The organism is Cryobacterium zongtaii (assembly GCF_002909375.1).
In the GTDB taxonomy this organism is placed as follows: Bacteria; Actinomycetota; Actinomycetes; order Actinomycetales; family Microbacteriaceae; genus Cryobacterium; species Cryobacterium zongtaii.
Genome location: NZ_PPXD01000015.1, coordinates 46,892 through 62,579, shown reverse-complemented (window position 1 = coordinate 62,579; position 15,688 = coordinate 46,892). Strand labels below are relative to the sequence as shown.

Here is a 15,688-nt window from a genome sequence, read left to right as displayed (position 1 = left end):
ACATGCATCTACAGGAGATTCAAATGGCACAGAAGTCAAAGGCCTACCGCGCTGCGGTCGAGAAGATCGAAGCCGATAAGTTCTACACCCCCACCGAAGCCGTCACCCTCGCCCGCGAGACCGGTTCCGTCAAGTTCAACTCCACCGTTGAGGTCGCGCTCAAGCTCGGCGTCGACCCCCGCAAGGCAGACCAGATGGTCCGCGGCACCGTGATTCTTCCTCACGGCACCGGCAAGACCGCCCGCGTCATCGTCTTCGCAACGGGCCCCGCGGCCGACGCAGCCATCGCTGCCGGCGCCGACGAGGTCGGTGGCGACGAGCTCATCGAGAAGGTGGCCGCCGGCTACACCTCGTTCGACTCTGCAGTCTCGACCCCCGAGCTCATGGGCAAGGTCGGTCGTCTCGGAAAGGTCCTGGGCCCGCGCGGCCTCATGCCGAACCCGAAGACCGGAACCGTGACGCCCGACGTGGCCAAGGCCGTGAACGACATCAAGGGTGGAAAGATCGCCTTCCGCGTCGACAAGCACTCCAACGTGCACTTCGTCGTGGGCAAGGCTTCCTTCTCCGCCGACCAGCTCAACGAGAACATCGGTGCAGCACTCGAGGAGATCGTTCGCCTCAAGCCGAGCTCTTCCAAGGGCCGCTACATCATGAAGGGCGCCGTGTCGACCACGTTCGGCCCCGGCATCCCGCTCGATGTGAACAGCATCTAAGGATTCCGTCTTGAAGGAAGGGCCCGTCGAAAGACGGGCCCTTTTTCGTGCCCGGATGACCTCGCTACCCCCAGTACGAGGCGCTCGATCCTGATTTTCGGCCGTATCCCTCTTTTAGGGGCCGCGGTGTGTAAAGCTCGACATGCGGCAGGGGTGTGCCTCTGCCCAGGGGGAGGAATCCGTGGCGTCAACAGGCGGTGAAACGGTTTACCTGTCCCTGCGCGCCCGCATCCTGTCAGGCCAGTTGAGCGCCAACACCATGCTGAGAGAACAGGCTCTGGCCGCGGAACTCGGAGTCAGCCGGACCCCGGTGCGGGAAGCTCTCCGCCGACTGGACGAGGCCGGGCTGGTGACCTTCGTGCCCAATCGCGGTGCCACGGTCGTGGCCTGGAGCGTCGAGGAGGTCCGCGAGACGTACATGGTGCGGGCCGGACTCGAGAGCCGCGCCGCCGGGCTGGCGGCCAGCCGCATCACGGCGGAGGAACTGGACAGGCTCGCCGCGCTGATCGACGCCATGGAACCCGTGTTGACAGCGGATGACGACGCCGGCCTCGCCGCGCTGAGCAGCCTCAACGCCGAATTCCACCACATCGTGGTTGCGGCCTCTCGCAGCCCCCAGTTGATGACCCTCACCTCGTCCGTCGCCAGGGTGCCGCTGATGGCGGCCGCCTTCCGCCGGCGCGGCGCCGAGTACCGCGCGCGCAGCAACCACCAGCACCGCGACATCCTCACCGCGCTTCGCACCGGAGACGCGATCTGGGCCGAGGTGGCGATGCGGGGGCATATCCTCGGAGCCCGCAACGCCGTCTCTGGCACCGAGGGCTGATCTGGTCGGCGCCGCCTGGACGGCACCGTCCGGCCGGCACCGTCGGGTCAACGGCCGATCGGCCGTGGCCCTGATGAACGGTCGGCGAGAATCCGCTGACTGTGCGGGTGACGGGGGTCGATGAGCAGCTCGGGGACCGAAGCGTGCTCGACGATGGTGTCGTCGCTCATGACCGCGACGCGGTCGCACCTGGCGATGATCTCAGCCCTGGGCGATGCCACGATGAGGGTGAAACCAAGCTGCTTTTGAAGCGCGTGCAGAGAGTCGAGGAAGCTCTCCTCATCGGCCGTGTCGAGGCCCTCGGTCGGATTGTCGGCGATGAGAAGCTGCGGCTCGCGAACGAGGGCACCGGCGAGCAGCACCCGCTGGCTGATCAGCGCCGAGACCTGATGCGGATACGCCCACAACACGGCCTCGACGTTGTCGACGCCGACGGCGGTGAGAAGCGCGGCGGCGGACCGGGCGCGGGATCGGGAGTGTCCCGGCCGTCCGGCCAGGATCCCGGCGAGTTGGTGGCCGATGCGGACGTCGGGGTCCAGACGATCCGCTGCCGGTGCCGGGAGAAACCCGATCTGCTGCCCGCGCAGGCGCCGGAACTCCGCTTCGGCGAGGCCGACGAGTTCGGTGCCGTCGAAGAGGATCGACCCGGACCGGATCGGACTGTCGAGCGGGAGTAGACCCGCGATGGCGTGGCACAGCGACGAGGTGGCGTCACTGCCGCCGCCGACGACCGCCAGCGCCTGACCGCGCGTGGCCGTGAGGCTGATGCCGTGCAGCGCGTCTCGAGGCTCGTGCGCCGAACCATCGTGCAGGCAGAGGTCCCTGATATCGAGGAGGTCGGTCGAACGAAACGTCGTGGACGGCAGGGCCGGTTTGGCCTGACGGGAGTCCGCCAGAAGCGCGGCGGCGAGTCCGCCGGGCGTGGGCCGGGTCTGCCGCGGGGCCGCGGGGCCGAGTGCGGCCGAAGCGACCGTGACGCCGGTCATGATCACTCCGACTACGCACAATAGGCAGGCACCGAGCACGAACGGGAGGCTCTCAGCGGGCAGCAACGGCAGCATCGTCGCGAGGGACGGTGTGGTGAACACGGCCTGGACCGTCAGGGCGCTGGCGTAGAGCACCAGGAACTCGACGAGCAGGATGGCCAGGATGGTGGGCAGCGTGCGACGGAACACCCGGCGGATGACCGGTGCGGTGGTGGGAAGGCCACGGCTGCGGGCGGTCTGCACGTGTCCCTCGATCGCGGCCACCCGAGTCGCAGCGCGCACAGACACCGTGATGGCCGTGGCGGCCCCCAACACGATCACGGTGGCGGGCAGCAGCACGGAGCTCAGGGCGCTCGCGCCGGCACGGGCCGTCGGACCGTCCTCCAGCACCGGCATGAGTTCGGCCTGGACGGCGAACCAGAAGACCAGGACGAGCGCCAGCCAGGCCAGGCAGACACCGATACCGGCCCCCACCAGCGACCGCAGCCTCGGGTCGATCCAGCCGCTGCGACGGGCGGCCACCAGGCCCCCGCCCAGGCCCAGCAGGCCGGAGAGGATCGGTGCGGCCAGCGTGCCGGCGGTCGCGAGGGGGAGCCGGTCCGAGAGCGGATGCAGCAGCGCACCATCGGCGCCACTGAGCCGCGTCGCCACCAGCACGCCGGCGCCGGCCAGGCAGGCCAGGATCAGCAACCCCAACCGTCTGGGCCCTGCAACTGTGCGCATGAGTGCTCGGATCTGCTTGGTGCGGCCACATCACCGCCTTGCGGAGTACCAGAATCGGACTTGAGCTAACTGTATGCAAAAAAGGCGTCTGTGGGCCACATCTGTTCTCATGTCGCCCCGTTTGGCTGGTTGATCGATGCAACATGTATGCAACCTCGGTGGTGCGCGGCAGCGTCACGGTCAGGAAACAATCCGGCAACACCGGACGGTTAGCATCCAGACATGGTTGACCTCTTCAGTGGCTATGGCGCTACCTCCGCACCGCCCCGTGAGCGAGGGCAGACGTCGGCCTGGGACGAAATGTTCCCCGACCCGTCGTCGCTCGCGCCCTCGGAGGCGCGGGCCGCGTACAAGGACGTGTACAGCGCTCTGGCCCGAATGACCCAGGAGGAGTTGAGGGGCCGTACGGACGCGCTGGCCAGCTCCTACCTGGCGCAGGGCGTGACCTTCGACTTCGCCGGCGAGGAACGTCCTTTCCCGCTCGACGCTGTGCCCCGGGTGATCGAGCAGCCGGAGTGGGTGACCGTCGAGGCCGGCATCAAACAGCGGGTCCTCGCACTGGAGGCCTTCCTCGCTGACATCTACGGCCCCCAGGCCGCCGTGCGCGACGGTGTCATCCCGGCCGGCCTGATCACCTCGTCCACACACTTCCACCGCCAGGCAGCCGGAATCGTCTCGGCGAACAACGTGCGCATCCAGGTGTCCGGTATCGACCTGATCCGCGACGAGATGGGGGCCTGGCGGGTGCTCGAAGATAACGTGCGGGTGCCCAGCGGGGTCAGCTACGTCATCTCCAACCGACGTGTGATGGCCCAGACCCTGCCCGAGCTGTTCGTCTCGATGCGGGTGCGCCCCGTGGGCGACTACCCCAACAAGCTACTGCAGGCCCTGCGTGCCTCGGCCCCGGCCGGCGTCGACGACCCGAACATCGTGGTGCTCACCCCAGGCGTCTTCAATTCGGCCTACTTCGAGCACACTCTGCTCGCCCGGCTGATGGGCGTGGAGCTGGTGGAGGGCCGCGACCTGTTCTGCTCGGGCGGCCGGGTCTGGATGCGCACCACGGCCGGACCCACCCGGGTCGACGTGATCTACCGCCGGGTCGACGACGAGTTCCTGGACCCGCTGCAGTTCCGCGCCGACTCGCAACTGGGATCACCGGGCATCCTGATGGCCGCGCGGCTGGGCAATGTGACCATCGCCAACGCCGTGGGCAACGGGGTCGCCGACGACAAGCTCGTCTACACCTACCTGCCCGAGCTGATCAAGTACTACCTCGGCGAAGACGCGATCATCCCCAACGTCGACACCTGGCGGCTCGAAGACCCCCTCGCGCTCGAGGAGGTGCTCGACAGGCTCGATGAGCTGGTCGTCAAGCCCGTCGACGGTTCCGGCGGCAAGGGCCTCGTGGTCGGCCCCGCCGCGTCGAAGGCCGAGTTGGAGACCCTGCGGAAGCAGTTGCTCCTGGACCCGCGCGGCTGGATCGCCCAACCCGTGGTGCAGTTGTCCACCATCCCGACCCTCGTCGACGACGGCATGCGGCCCCGGCACGCGGACCTGCGGCCGTTCGCGGTGAACGACGGGACGGACGTCTGGGTGCTGCCCGGCGGCCTCACCCGGGTGGCTCTGCCCGAGGGTGAGCTCGTCGTGAACTCCAGCCAGGGCGGCGGTTCCAAGGACACCTGGGTGATCGGCCTCGAGCCCGACTTCCACAGCATGGGGTCGGCCCGGAACATCCAGGGCCTCGTCAATGACCAGGCCGCGAATACCCAGTCGATCTCCATCATCCCGCCCAGGGTCGCCGACCACTCCCCGCAGGACACCCCGCCGGGCGGCGACCAGGACCAGGAACAACAGCAACAGCAACAGCAACAGCGACAGCGCACAGTGACCGCGGTCACGACCGCAGACGGGACCCTGGAATGCTGAGCCGCATCGCCGAGAGCCTGTTCTGGATCGGCCGTTACATCGAACGCAGCGACGGCACCGCGCGCATCCTGGATGTGCACCTGCAGCTGCTGCTGGAAGACCCGTGGATCGAGGAGAACCTGGCCTGCCGGTCACTGCTGCACCTGATGGGCAGCCCGGTGCCCCCGGACCGTGACCTCACCCGCAAGGATGTGCTGGCGACCCTGGCGGCCGACCGCACGAATCCGGCGTCGATCGCGTATTCGCTCGGTGCCGCCAGGGAGAACGCCCGCCGGGCCAGGGAGATCGTCTCCACCGAGCTCTGGGAATGCCTGAACACCACCTACACGAAGATGCCGAAGAACATCGCCAGCGCCAAGACGCACGATTTCTTCGGCTGGGTGCGCGAACGCGCGGCCCTGGCCGTCGGCATCGTCGAGTCCAGCGCCAGCCGGGACGACGCCTGGCACTTCTTCACCCTGGGCCGCAGCCTCGAGCAGGCCGACATGACCGCACGGCTGCTGGCCACCCGGTCACTGACCGAGAACAGCGGACCGTCCTGGACCACGATCCTGCGCTCCTGCGGGGCATACGAGTCGTATCTGCGCACCTATCGTGGGGTGCCGTCGGCACGGAACGCCGCCGAGTTCCTGCTGCTGGACCGGCTCTTTCCCCGGTCGATCGTGTTCTCGATTTCCCGGGCCGAGCAGTGCCTGCAGGAACTCGAACCCCGCACGGACCGGCTGGGCGTCTCCGAATCGTCGCAGCGGGTGCTCGGCCAGATCCGCAGCCAGCTGGAATACCGACCGATCATGGAGATCCTGAACGACCTCCCTGGGCACATGGACATGGTGCTGGACGCCACCAGCACCGCGTCGGAGTCGATCGGGCACCGATACTTCCCGACCAGCGCGGTGCCGACCTGGACCGGAGAAGCCTCGTGAAGCGCCTACGGATTCGCCACACCACCGGCTACAGGTATCAGGGCGAAGTAGCCACCTCCTACAACGAGGCCAGGATGCTGCCGGTCACCTCCCCCGACCAGTTCGTGCTGTATTCCAACCTGGACATCAGCCCGGTCTCGAGCAACCACAACTACGTGGACTACTGGGGTACCAGGGTGTCGTCGTTCGAGGTGCTCACCCCGCACGCCGAACTCACTCTCACGGCCAACAGCCTCGTGGAGGTGTCGCCGCGGGAGCACGCGCTGCATCCGATGCCCTGGGCGGACCTGGCGGCGTTGGTGGCCCGCTCGACGGCCTCGGTCGAACAGTCCTGGCAGACCTCGCTCACCGAACCGCCGGCGGACGTGGTGGCCACAGCCGCCGAGATCGCCGGTCGGCTGGACCCGTGTGACGCTGCGCTGGCGATCTGCCGATTCGTGGGGGAGAACATGGCCTACGTGCAGGGTGTCACCGGGGTCAAGACCAACGCCCGTGAGGCCTGGGCCGACAGGCGCGGCGTCTGTCAGGACATCACCCACGTGGCGCTGGGCGCGCTGCGGTCGGTGGGGATTCCGGCCCGTTACGTGTCCGGCTACCTGCACCCCAGGCCGGATGCCCTGATCGGAGAGACCGTCACCGGCGAATCCCACGCCTGGGTGGAGTGGTTCTGCGGCGAGTGGCGCGGCTACGACCCCACCAACCTGATCGACATCGGTGACCGGCACGTGGGTGTGGGTCGCGGCCGCGACTACAACGACATCGCCCCCTTGCGCGGGGTGTACGCGGGGTCGAGCGGGTCGCAGCTGTTCGTGAAGGTGGAGATCACCCGGGAGTCGTAGCCCGGCGCTGACGCGGCCCGCCTCGCTGCATAGACTGGTAGTTGCAAGCGCGGTGTACTTGCGTCGTGTAGTCGGAGTCGGGTCGGAAGAGCATGGAGCAGCACGAATGAGCATCGAAGACGACGCCGTCGAGGTTCGCGCGCAGGGTTGGCGCACCCTGGCCGCCCTGCATGGCCGCATCGAAGCCGTGCTGGAGCGGGCCCTGCAGGCCGGCTTCGACCTGTCGGTGGTCGAGTTCACCGTGCTGGACGCCCTCAGCCGCCAGCACGGCTGGCACATGCGGATGCAGCAGCTCGCCAGGGCCGCCGCCCTCTCGAGCAGCGCGACGACCCGCCTGGTGAACCGGCTGGAAGACCGGGCGCTGCTCACCCGCATCCTCTGCGCCGACGACCGCCGCGGCATCTACACCGAGCTCACCGAGGCCGGTAAGGCGCTGCTGGCCCGCGCCCGGCCGGTCTACGACGAGGCCCTGGCTGGCGCCCTCGCCGCCGCCGAAGAGGAACCTGAACTCGGCCCCCTGGTCGACGCCCTGCACCGACTGCCCGACCTGGCCCGCGCCGCGCTCTGACGGCCGCGCGCACCGCACACCGCTCGCCCTGCCGGTCTGCACGGACTTGCGCACTGTCGCGAGTTGCCGCAAAGTGACCCTTCAGGCGACCTGAAGGGGCACTTTCCGGCAAGTCGGCGAACTGGGAAGTCGGCGGATCTAGGCCGGGGCGTGCGCCTCGAGGAACTGATACACCTCGGTGGGGTCGACGCCGGGGAAGGTGCCCGTCGGCAGGGCGGCAAGCAGGCTGGTGGGGGTGCGGGCGACCGGCCAGGCCTGGCCCTCCCAGCGGCCGGAGAGTTCGTCGGGCGCCCGGCGGCAGCAGGATTCGTCAGGGCAGCGCGACACGGCCCGGTTCGGGGTCTCCCGGCCGCGGAACCAGTTGACGTGGGCGAACGGCACGCCGACGCTGACGGAGTAGTCGCCCTCCTTGGCCTTCTCGATGCGGGAGGTGCACCAGAAGGTGCCGGCCGGGGTGTCGGTGTACTGGTACCAGGGGCTGAACCGGTCCGGAACGTCGAAGACCGTGCGCGCCGTCCAACTGCGGCACACCGTGCTGCCCTCCACGGCGCCGAGCGCGTCGCTGGGGAACTGCACGTCGTCGTTCTCGTACGCCTTGATGATGGTGCCGGACTCGTGCACCTTCATGAAGTGCACCGGGATGCCCAACCGCGCGGTGGCGAGGTTGGTGAACCGATGCGCGGCGGTCTCGTAGGACACCGAGAAGGCATCCCGCAGGTCTTCGAGCGAGATACGCCGGGCCGCCTTGGCGTCGTTCAGCAGTCGCAGGGTGTCGGTCTCCGGCAGCAGGATGGCGGCGGTCAGGTAATTGGTCTCCACCCGCTGTCGCAGAAAATCGGCGTAATTTCCCGGTTCGACGTGCCCGCAGAGGTGGCTGGCGAAGGCCTGCAAGATCGGTGAGCGGCTGTCACGGGACGCGGCCTGCTCGGTGGGCAGATAAATTCGGCCGTTGCGCTTGTCGGTGACCGACCGGGTGGAGTGCGGCAGGTCGCCGACGTAGTGCAGGGAGAAGCCGAGGTGTGCGGCCATGTCGGCCACGACCTGATGCGAGACGGGGCCGCCGGAGTGCCCGACGGCCGTGAGGAGCTCGAGCGCTTGCGCCTCGAGTTCGGGGAAGTAATTGTCGCGGGCGCGCATCTCGGCGCGCAGTTGGGCGTTGGCCCGCCGCGCCTCTTCCGGGGTGGCCGCGCGTTCCCGGTGCAACCGTTCGATCTCGTTGTGCAGGGTGAGGATGGTCTGCAGGGTCTCGTCGGGCTGGCCGGGGCCGACCCGGAGCCGGGGCAGCCCGAGCGCCGTGAAAACCGGTCCACGCTGGGCTCGTTCGACGGCGATCTCCAACGCCGCCCGGGGAGTGGGCGCATCCGTCCGCAGTAGTTCGTCGACGGTGGTGTTCAGGGCCGCGGCGATCAGGCGCAGCATCGACAGGCGGGGTTCCCGTTTGCCGTTTTCGATCATCGAGATCTGCGAGGGCGCCCGGTCCACCGCCGCGGCGAGGGTGTCGAGGGTGAGGCCGAGCCGGTGCCTGCGGTCCCGGATGCGCCGGCCCAGGGTGAGCGCGTCGAGGCCGCCCTCGCCCGGCTCGGCGTGGCCCGGCGCGGGGGACCCGGTGGCTGACGGGCTCGGTGCTGGCGCTATGGGCGGGAGAGCTGGATCGACGGTGACCATGTGCTCATGCTCACATGCGGCGATTGTTCACACAACCGGAAGAACAGGATTTCTTCTTCGGATTGGGCCCGGGGTGCGGTCGGTGGCGCGCAGCAGAGTGGGTGCACGCACCAGTTCCGCAATGACGCTGACCGAGGAGAACACCATGACGAACCCCACCGCATCCGGCCCCACCGCATCCGGCAGCCCCGCCGCCCGCCCCGGCGACCAGACCCAGACGGCCGCGGAGCTCGCCCTGGAATGGGCGGCCGACCCGCGCTGGGAGGGTGTGCGCCGCGACTACACCGCCGACGACGTGATCGCCCTGCGCGGTGCCGTTCGTGAAGAACGCACCCTGGCCCGGCGCGGCGCGGAGAAGCTCTGGGAGCTCATCCACCAGAACGGCACCCCGGAGAACCCCGAGTGGGTCCACGCGCTCGGCGCCCTCACCGGCAACCAGGCCGTGCAGCAGGTGCGCGCCGGACTCAAGGCCATCTACCTGTCCGGCTGGCAGGTCGCCGCCGACGCGAACCTGTCCGGCCAGACCTACCCCGACCAGTCGCTCTACCCGGCCAACTCGGTGCCGGCCGTGGTGCGGCGCATCAACAACGCGCTGCTGCGGGCCGGCCAGATCGAGGGCGCCGAGGCGGCCGCATCCGGTGCCGAGCCCGGCATCGACTGGATGGCGCCCATCGTTGCCGACGCCGAGGCCGGCTTCGGCGGACCGCTGAACGCCTACGAGCTGATGGCCTCCATGATCGAGGCCGGCGCGGCCGGTGTGCACTGGGAGGACCAGCTCGCCAGCGAGAAGAAGTGCGGCCACATGGGCGGCAAGGTGCTCGTGCCCACCGGCCAGCACATCCGCACCCTCAACGCGGCCCGGCTGGCGGCGGATGTCGCGGGCGTGCCCACCATCATCATCGCCCGCACCGACTCGCTCGCCGCCACCCTGATCACCAGCGACATCGACGAGCGTGACCAGGAATTCCTCACCGGCGGCCGCACCGCCGAGGGGTTCTACGACACCGCGAACGGACCCGACGTGGTGATCATGCGCGGCCTGGCCTACGCTCCGTACGCCGACCTGCTCTGGGTGGAGAGCAGCGAGCCCGACCTCGAGCTCGCCCAGCGCTTCGCGAAGGAGATCCACGCGCAGTTCCCCGGCAAGAAGCTCGCCTACAACTGCTCCCCGTCGTTCAACTGGAAATCCCACCTCAACGACGAGCAGATCGCCGCGTTCCAGCGGGAGCTCGCGGCCTGCGGGTACGCCTTCCAGTTCATCACGCTGGCAGGCTTCCACGCCCTCAACCACTCCATGTTCACCCTGGCCAAGGACTACTCCGAGCGTCAGATGAGCGCATACGTCGACCTGCAGGAGGCCGAGTTCGCCTCGGAGGCCGACGGCTACACCGCCACCCGCCACCAGCGGGAGGTGGGCACCGGCTACTTCGACCGGATCGCCACCGCGCTCAACCCCACCAGCGCCACCCTCGCGCTGGCCGGTTCCACCGAGGCCGAGCAGTTCTAGCCGGCCCGGCCCAGACATCCGCATCGCTTCGAAGGAGAAAACGATCATGACCACGACAACCCAGGCGACGGCCGAACGGCCGACACCGCCCACCACCGGGCGGGCCTTCGGTGAGACCAGCACCGGCAGCTTCGCCACCATCCATCCGCACCTCGAGGTGACCGGGTCCCTCGGTGAGCGCTACGACGAGATCCTCACCCCGGCGGCCCTGGAGTTCCTCGCCGAGCTGCATGACCGCTTCGCCGGCACCCGGCACGACCTGCTGGCCGCCCGGCTGCAGACCCGGGTGGACGCCGCCAACGGGCGCGACCCGCGGTTCCTGCCCGAGACCGCGCACATCCGCGATGACCCGACCTGGCGGGTGGCCGGCGCGGGCCCCGGCCTGGAGAACCGCCGGGTGGAGATCACCGGGCCGACAGACCGCAAGATGGCCATCAACGCGCTCAACTCCGGCGCGGCCGTGTGGCTGGCCGACCAGGAGGACGCGACCAGCCCCACCTGGGCGAACGTGATCGAGGGCCAGCTCACCCTGTACGACGCCGTGCGCGGCACCTTGTCGTACGACGGCCCAGACGGCAAGGCGTATCGGGTCACCGGCGCCCCCTCCGACCGGCAGGATGGCGGCACCCCGGGGTCCACCCCGACCATCGTCATGCGGCCGCGCGGCTGGCACCTGGTGGAGAAGAATCTCACCTTCGTCGACCGGGCAAACCGGCGGATGCCGGCCTCCGGCAGCCTGGTGGACTTCGGCCTCTACGCCTTTCACAACGCGCACCGGCTGACCGAGAACGGCAGCGGGCCCTACTTCTACCTGCCCAAGCTCGAGAGTCACCTCGAGGCTCGGCTGTGGAACGACATCTTCAGCCACAGCGAGGACCACCTGAACCTCGGACACGGCACCATCCGCGCCACGGTGCTGATCGAGACCATCCAGGCCGCGTTCGAAATGGACGAGATCCTCTACGAGCTGCGCGACCACTGTGCGGGCCTGAACGCCGGGCGCTGGGACTACATCTTCAGCATCATCAAGACCTTCCGCGCCAGGGGCCGCCGGTTCGTGCTGCCCGACCGCAAGGAAATCACCATGACGGTGCCGTTCATGCGGTCATACACCGAACTGCTGGTGGCCACCTGCCACCGCCGCGGCGCATACGCCATCGGCGGGATGAGCGCCTTCATCCCGAACCGGCGGGACCCCGCCGTGACCGAACGAGCCCTCGAACAGGTGGCCGCGGACAAGCGCCGCGAGGCCGGTGACGGCTTCGACGGCACCTGGGTGGCGCATCCCGACCTCATTCCCACCGCGAGGGCCGAGTTCGACGCCGTGCTCGGCGACCGGACCAACCAGCTGGAGCGCACCCGCGATGAGGTCCAGGTCACCGCGGCCGACCTTCTGGATGTGGCGTCGGCCGGCGGTCAGATCACCGAGGCCGGGGTGCGCGACAATGTGCGCATCGCCCTGCGCTACATCGAGTCCTGGCTGCGCGGCGTCGGCGCCGCGGCGATCGACAACCTGATGGAGGATGCCGCCACCGCGGAGATCTCCCGCTCGCAGATCTGGCAGTGGATCCACGACAACTCGGCCCTCGCCGACGGTCGCCGGATCGACGCGGACTGGGTGGCCGGGCTGGTCGCCGAGGAGATGGCGGCGTTGCCCCGTACGGCAGAGGACAGGTTCGATGACGCCCTCGAGGTGTTCAGGGCCTCGGCGCTCGAACCCGAGTTCCCGACCTTCCTCACCGTCGCCGCCTACGCCCGCTACCTGTAGGCGACAGGCGTCAGCGAACGGCCCCGCCGGCACCCCCGGCCGGGCCGTTTGCGCGTCCGGAGCCGGACTGAGAAGCTGGGACGGTGACCGAGACCACACCGACAGACCCTGCTTCGACAGGCCCCGCACCGACCGACCCTGCTTCGACAGGCCCCGCACCGACCGACCCTGCACCGACCCGGCCCGCCGCCGAGGTGCGGATTCGCCCGGCCCGTCCCGACGAAGCCGCGGCGCTCGCCGAGCTGGCCGAGGCCACCTTCGCCCTGGCCTGCCCGCCGCACACCAGCGCCGACGCCATCGCCGCGTTCCTTACGCGTGTGCTCGCCCCGGCGAACTTCGAGGCCTTCCTCGCCGACCCGGACCGGCTCCTGCTCGTGGCCGAAACCGGCGCGGGCACCCTCACCGGCTACACGATGCTCGTCTTCGGTGAACCGCACGACGCGGATGCCGCCGGCGCGATCCGGATCCGCCCCACCGCCGAGCTGAGCAAATGCTATGTGCGCGCCGAGGCGCACGGCAGCGGCACGGCCGCCGCCCTGATGGCGGCCACTCTCGATGCCGCCCGGGAGCGTGGGGCCGCCGGCTCCTGGCTCGGCGTGAACCAGGAGAACGTGCGCGCCCTGCGCTTCTACGGCAAGCACGGCTTCGAACAGGTGGGTATCAAACGGTTCCTGGTGGGCGAGCGCTACGAAGACGACTACGTGCTGGAGCGCGCCCTCTAGATCCGCGAACCGTGAGAAAAAGCCCCGAAAACCTCGAGATTCCGGGGGTTAACTCACAGGTCGCGAGTTCTTGACCTGCTCGTAGGCGGCCAGGGCGGCCCGGCGGGTTTCGCCGAGGTCGACGATGGGCTGCGGGTAGGCCCCGGTGCCCCATTCGGGCACGTTCTGCCGCACGTATTCGTTGGCGGGATCGAACTTGGCCGCCTGCAGTTCGGGGTTGAACACCCGGAAGTACGGCGCGGCATCCGCCCCCGACCCGGCCACCCACTGCCAGCCGAAGGGGTTGCTGGCCGGGTCGGCGTCGACGAGGGTGTCCCAGAACCACTGCTCGCCCAGCCGCCAGTCGATGAGCAGGTTCTTGATCAGGAACGACGCCGTGACCATGCGCACCCGGTTGTGCATGCTGCCGGTGCGCCACAGCTCACGCATGCCGGCATCCACCAACCGGAAGCCGGTGCGGCCCTGCCGCCAGGCCTGCAGGGCGCGCTCGTCCAGCGGCGGCCAGGGGAAGGCGTCGAAGCCGGGGCGCAGGTTGGCCGTGGCCAGATCGGGTGCGTGGAAGAGCACGTGGTACGCGAACTCACGCCAGCCGACCTCGGTGAGGAACCGGGTCGCGCTGCTGGCGGCTGCGCCGGTGAGGCCCCGCCGGGCGACGTCGGTGGCGTGCCAAATCTGGTGCGGACTGATTTCGCCCCAGCGCAGGTACGGCGAGAGCCTCGAGGTGGCCTGTTGCGCCGGCAGGTCGCGTTCGGTGCCGTACCGCGGCAGGGCGTCGTCGAGGAAGGCCGCGAGCAGCTGCTGCGCGGCGCCTTCGCCGGGGGTCCAGGCCTCGCGCAGCCCGTCGGCCCAGTCCGGGTGGCGCGGCTCCAGCTCCCACGAGTCGAGGTCGTCGGAGGGCAGGGTGGCGGGGGTGCTGCGCGCTGGGCTGGCTGCGTCGGTGTCGCCGGGCAGATCGAGCGATGCCGGTGCGGGGTAGGGCGTCCGTGGCGGTGGGCCGGCGGTGCAGGCCCGCCAGAACGGGGTGAACACCGTGTACGGGGTGCCGCCGCCGGTGCGGATGGTCCACGGTTCGAAGAGCAGGGAGCCGGCGAAGCTGTGCGCCACGATGCCGGCCTCGGTGAGGCTCGCCTTGATCTGGGTGTCCACGTCGCGCTCGGCTTCGCCGTACCGCCGGTTCCAAAACACCGCGCCGGCGCCGAGCTCATCGACGAGCTCGGCGATCACGGTCGCCGCGGCACCGCGGCGCAGCACCAGGCGGCCGCCGAGGGCCGCCGTGTCGGCGGCCAGGGAGACCAGGCTCTGGTGCAGCCACCAGCGGGCGGCGCCGCCGAGCGGGCGGATGCCGGGGGAGGTCTCGTCGAGAAGATAGACCAGCGTGAGCGGCCGGTCGCGTTCGACCGCGGCGGTGAGGGCTGGGTTGTCACCCAGCCGCAGGTCATCACGCAACCAGACCAGCGAAGGCCCGTCGGGATGGGCCGGGCCTGTTTGGGCCGCGGAACCGCCTGCGCCGGTCACGCGGCGCTCTCGTCGACGTCGGAGACCCGCAACACGATCTTGCCGCGGGTGTGGCCGCCCTCGATGGCCCGGTGTGCGGCGGCGCCGTCCTCGAGATCGAAGACCGAGTCGATGTTCACCCGCACGCTGCCGTTGTCGATCAGTGCCGTGATGGTGTCGAGCACCCGGGCGTCGGCAGCGACCTTGTAGCCGGTGGCGCGCACGCCAGCGGCGGCGGCGTCGGCCTGCATGGTGGGCCAGCTGCCGGTGGGGGCGTTCACGAGCAGGCCGTCCGGCCGCAGCACCGCGAGCGAGCGGGTGCCGGTGTCATCGTGCACATTGCCGATCAGGTCGATGACACTGTCGAGGTTCGTGAGGTTCTTCTCGAACCGGGTGGTGCTGTAGTCGATCACCTCGTGCGCGCCGAGGCGCTGCAGGAACTCGATCGAGGCCGTGGAGCCCGTCGCGATGACGTGGGCGCCCAGGTGCCTGGCGAACTGTACGGCGAAGTGGCCGACGCCGCCGCTGCCGGCGTGGATGAGTATCCGCTGGCCGGGGCCGGCCTCGGCGAGGTTCACCATGCCCCAGGCTGTCATCGCGGCCAACGGGATGCCGGCGGCCTCGACATGGCTCACCGCGGCGGGCTTGCGGGCGACGGACAGGCTCGACACCACGAGGTATTCGGCGTAGCTGCCCGCGATCCGCGGCGGCCGGGCCATGCCGTACACGGCGTCGCCGGGCTGCAACTCAAAGGTGTCGTAGGGGGCGCGCACGACGACCCCGCTGAAGTCGTTGCCCAGCACTGTGGGGTAACCGCCGATTGCGGCTGCGGCGCCGGACCCGGCCCTGGTCTTCGCGTCGATGGGGTTGATGCCCGCGGCCACCACGCGCACGAGGAGCTCGTCGCCTACCGCGATGGGCAGTGGCAGCTCGGCCACGTGGAGTTCGTCGGGGCCGCCCGTGCGGTCGATGACCAGGGCGCGCATGGAGGTGGGCATAACCGGGGAAAAGGGCATGTGCCTATTCTG

General features: G+C 69.5%; 13 protein-coding genes. 9 read left to right on the top strand and 4 right to left on the bottom strand.

Annotated features, from left to right (window positions below):
• Positions 1–23: 23 nt before the first annotated feature.
• Entirely contained in the window at positions 24–713 is a 690-nt protein-coding gene (rplA, locus tag C3B61_RS10360; RefSeq protein ID WP_088455017.1) for a 50S ribosomal protein L1, read from the top strand.
• 181 nt (positions 714–894) lie between these two features.
• On the top strand, positions 895–1,539 hold the full coding sequence (locus tag C3B61_RS10355) for a GntR family transcriptional regulator (RefSeq protein WP_165791148.1): 645 nt from the start codon (positions 895–897) through the stop codon (positions 1,537–1,539).
• A 47-nt stretch (positions 1,540–1,586) separates the two neighbouring features.
• On the opposite strand, the gene C3B61_RS10350 is transcribed toward C3B61_RS10355, so the two are convergent.
• Positions 1,587–3,248, bottom strand: coding sequence for an ATP-binding cassette domain-containing protein (locus tag C3B61_RS10350; RefSeq protein WP_103460536.1), 1,662 nt, complete (start codon positions 3,246–3,248; stop codon positions 1,587–1,589).
• A gap of 222 nt (positions 3,249–3,470) precedes the next feature.
• On the opposite strand from C3B61_RS10350, the gene C3B61_RS10345 reads away from it, so the two are divergent.
• The 4 genes from C3B61_RS10345 to C3B61_RS10330 all read left to right on the top strand — a co-directional run bounded on the left by C3B61_RS10345 (position 3,471) and on the right by C3B61_RS10330 (position 7,504).
• Positions 3,471–5,174, top strand: coding sequence for a circularly permuted type 2 ATP-grasp protein (locus C3B61_RS10345; RefSeq protein ID WP_103460535.1), 1,704 nt, complete (start codon positions 3,471–3,473; stop codon positions 5,172–5,174).
• Positions 5,168–6,097 carry an alpha-E domain-containing protein gene (locus C3B61_RS10340; protein ID WP_088455021.1) on the top strand — a complete coding sequence of 310 codons (930 nt, stop codon included), beginning with the start codon at positions 5,168–5,170 and terminating at the stop codon, positions 6,095–6,097. The genes C3B61_RS10345 and C3B61_RS10340 overlap by 7 nt, the downstream gene beginning before the upstream one ends.
• The gene (locus tag C3B61_RS10335) at positions 6,094–6,936 is read left to right on the top strand and encodes a transglutaminase family protein (RefSeq protein WP_103460534.1); all 843 of its coding nucleotides are present in this window, start codon (positions 6,094–6,096) and stop codon (positions 6,934–6,936) included. Before C3B61_RS10340 ends, C3B61_RS10335 begins: the two co-directional genes overlap by 4 nt.
• 106 nt (positions 6,937–7,042) lie before the next feature.
• Positions 7,043–7,504, top strand: coding sequence for a MarR family winged helix-turn-helix transcriptional regulator (locus tag C3B61_RS10330; RefSeq protein WP_103460533.1), 462 nt, complete (start codon positions 7,043–7,045; stop codon positions 7,502–7,504).
• Between the two features lie 138 nt (positions 7,505–7,642).
• Here the strand turns inward: C3B61_RS10330 and C3B61_RS10325 are convergent, their stop codons facing one another.
• Complete coding sequence (locus tag C3B61_RS10325; protein ID WP_103460532.1) at positions 7,643–9,169, bottom strand: helix-turn-helix transcriptional regulator; 1,527 nt, start codon at positions 9,167–9,169, stop codon at positions 7,643–7,645.
• Positions 9,170–9,314: 145 nt separating this feature from the next.
• On the opposite strand from C3B61_RS10325, the gene aceA reads away from it, so the two are divergent.
• From aceA to C3B61_RS10310, 3 genes are all read left to right on the top strand, one after another.
• Entirely contained in the window at positions 9,315–10,676 is a 1,362-nt protein-coding gene (aceA, locus tag C3B61_RS10320) for an isocitrate lyase (RefSeq protein ID WP_103460576.1), read from the top strand.
• Positions 10,677–10,722: 46 nt separating this feature from the next.
• Positions 10,723–12,444 carry a malate synthase A gene (gene aceB, locus C3B61_RS10315; RefSeq protein WP_103460531.1) on the top strand — a complete coding sequence of 574 codons (1,722 nt, stop codon included), beginning with the start codon at positions 10,723–10,725 and terminating at the stop codon, positions 12,442–12,444.
• Between the two features lie 83 nt (positions 12,445–12,527).
• Entirely contained in the window at positions 12,528–13,166 is a 639-nt protein-coding gene (locus C3B61_RS10310) for a GNAT family N-acetyltransferase (RefSeq protein ID WP_341866768.1), read from the top strand.
• A 48-nt stretch (positions 13,167–13,214) separates the two neighbouring features.
• On the opposite strand, the gene C3B61_RS10305 is transcribed toward C3B61_RS10310, so the two are convergent.
• Positions 13,215–14,681 carry a cryptochrome/photolyase family protein gene (locus C3B61_RS10305; protein WP_103460530.1) on the bottom strand — a complete coding sequence of 489 codons (1,467 nt, stop codon included), beginning with the start codon at positions 14,679–14,681 and terminating at the stop codon, positions 13,215–13,217.
• Entirely contained in the window at positions 14,678–15,676 is a 999-nt protein-coding gene (locus C3B61_RS10300; protein WP_244285908.1) for an NADP-dependent oxidoreductase, read from the bottom strand. The genes C3B61_RS10305 and C3B61_RS10300 overlap by 4 nt, the downstream gene beginning before the upstream one ends.
• Between the last annotated feature and the right edge of the window lie 12 nt (positions 15,677–15,688).

Excerpts from the sequence above, each read along its gene's own strand:
- C3B61_RS10350 (WP_103460536.1), bottom strand. The coding sequence starts at position 3,248 with ATGCGCACAGTTGCAGGGCCCAGACGGTTGGGGTTGCTGATCCTGGCC.
- aceB (WP_103460531.1), top strand. The coding sequence starts at position 10,723 with ATGACCACGACAACCCAGGCGACGGCCGAACGGCCGACACCGCCCACC.
- C3B61_RS10330 (WP_103460533.1), top strand. The coding sequence starts at position 7,043 with ATGAGCATCGAAGACGACGCCGTCGAGGTTCGCGCGCAGGGTTGGCGC.
- aceA (WP_103460576.1), top strand. The coding sequence starts at position 9,315 with ATGACGAACCCCACCGCATCCGGCCCCACCGCATCCGGCAGCCCCGCC.
- C3B61_RS10325 (WP_103460532.1), bottom strand. The coding sequence starts at position 9,169 with ATGGTCACCGTCGATCCAGCTCTCCCGCCCATAGCGCCAGCACCGAGC.
- C3B61_RS10340 (WP_088455021.1), top strand. The coding sequence starts at position 5,168 with ATGCTGAGCCGCATCGCCGAGAGCCTGTTCTGGATCGGCCGTTACATC.
- C3B61_RS10345 (WP_103460535.1), top strand. The coding sequence starts at position 3,471 with ATGGTTGACCTCTTCAGTGGCTATGGCGCTACCTCCGCACCGCCCCGT.
- C3B61_RS10300 (WP_244285908.1), bottom strand. The coding sequence starts at position 15,676 with ATGCCCTTTTCCCCGGTTATGCCCACCTCCATGCGCGCCCTGGTCATC.
- rplA (WP_088455017.1), top strand. The coding sequence starts at position 24 with ATGGCACAGAAGTCAAAGGCCTACCGCGCTGCGGTCGAGAAGATCGAA.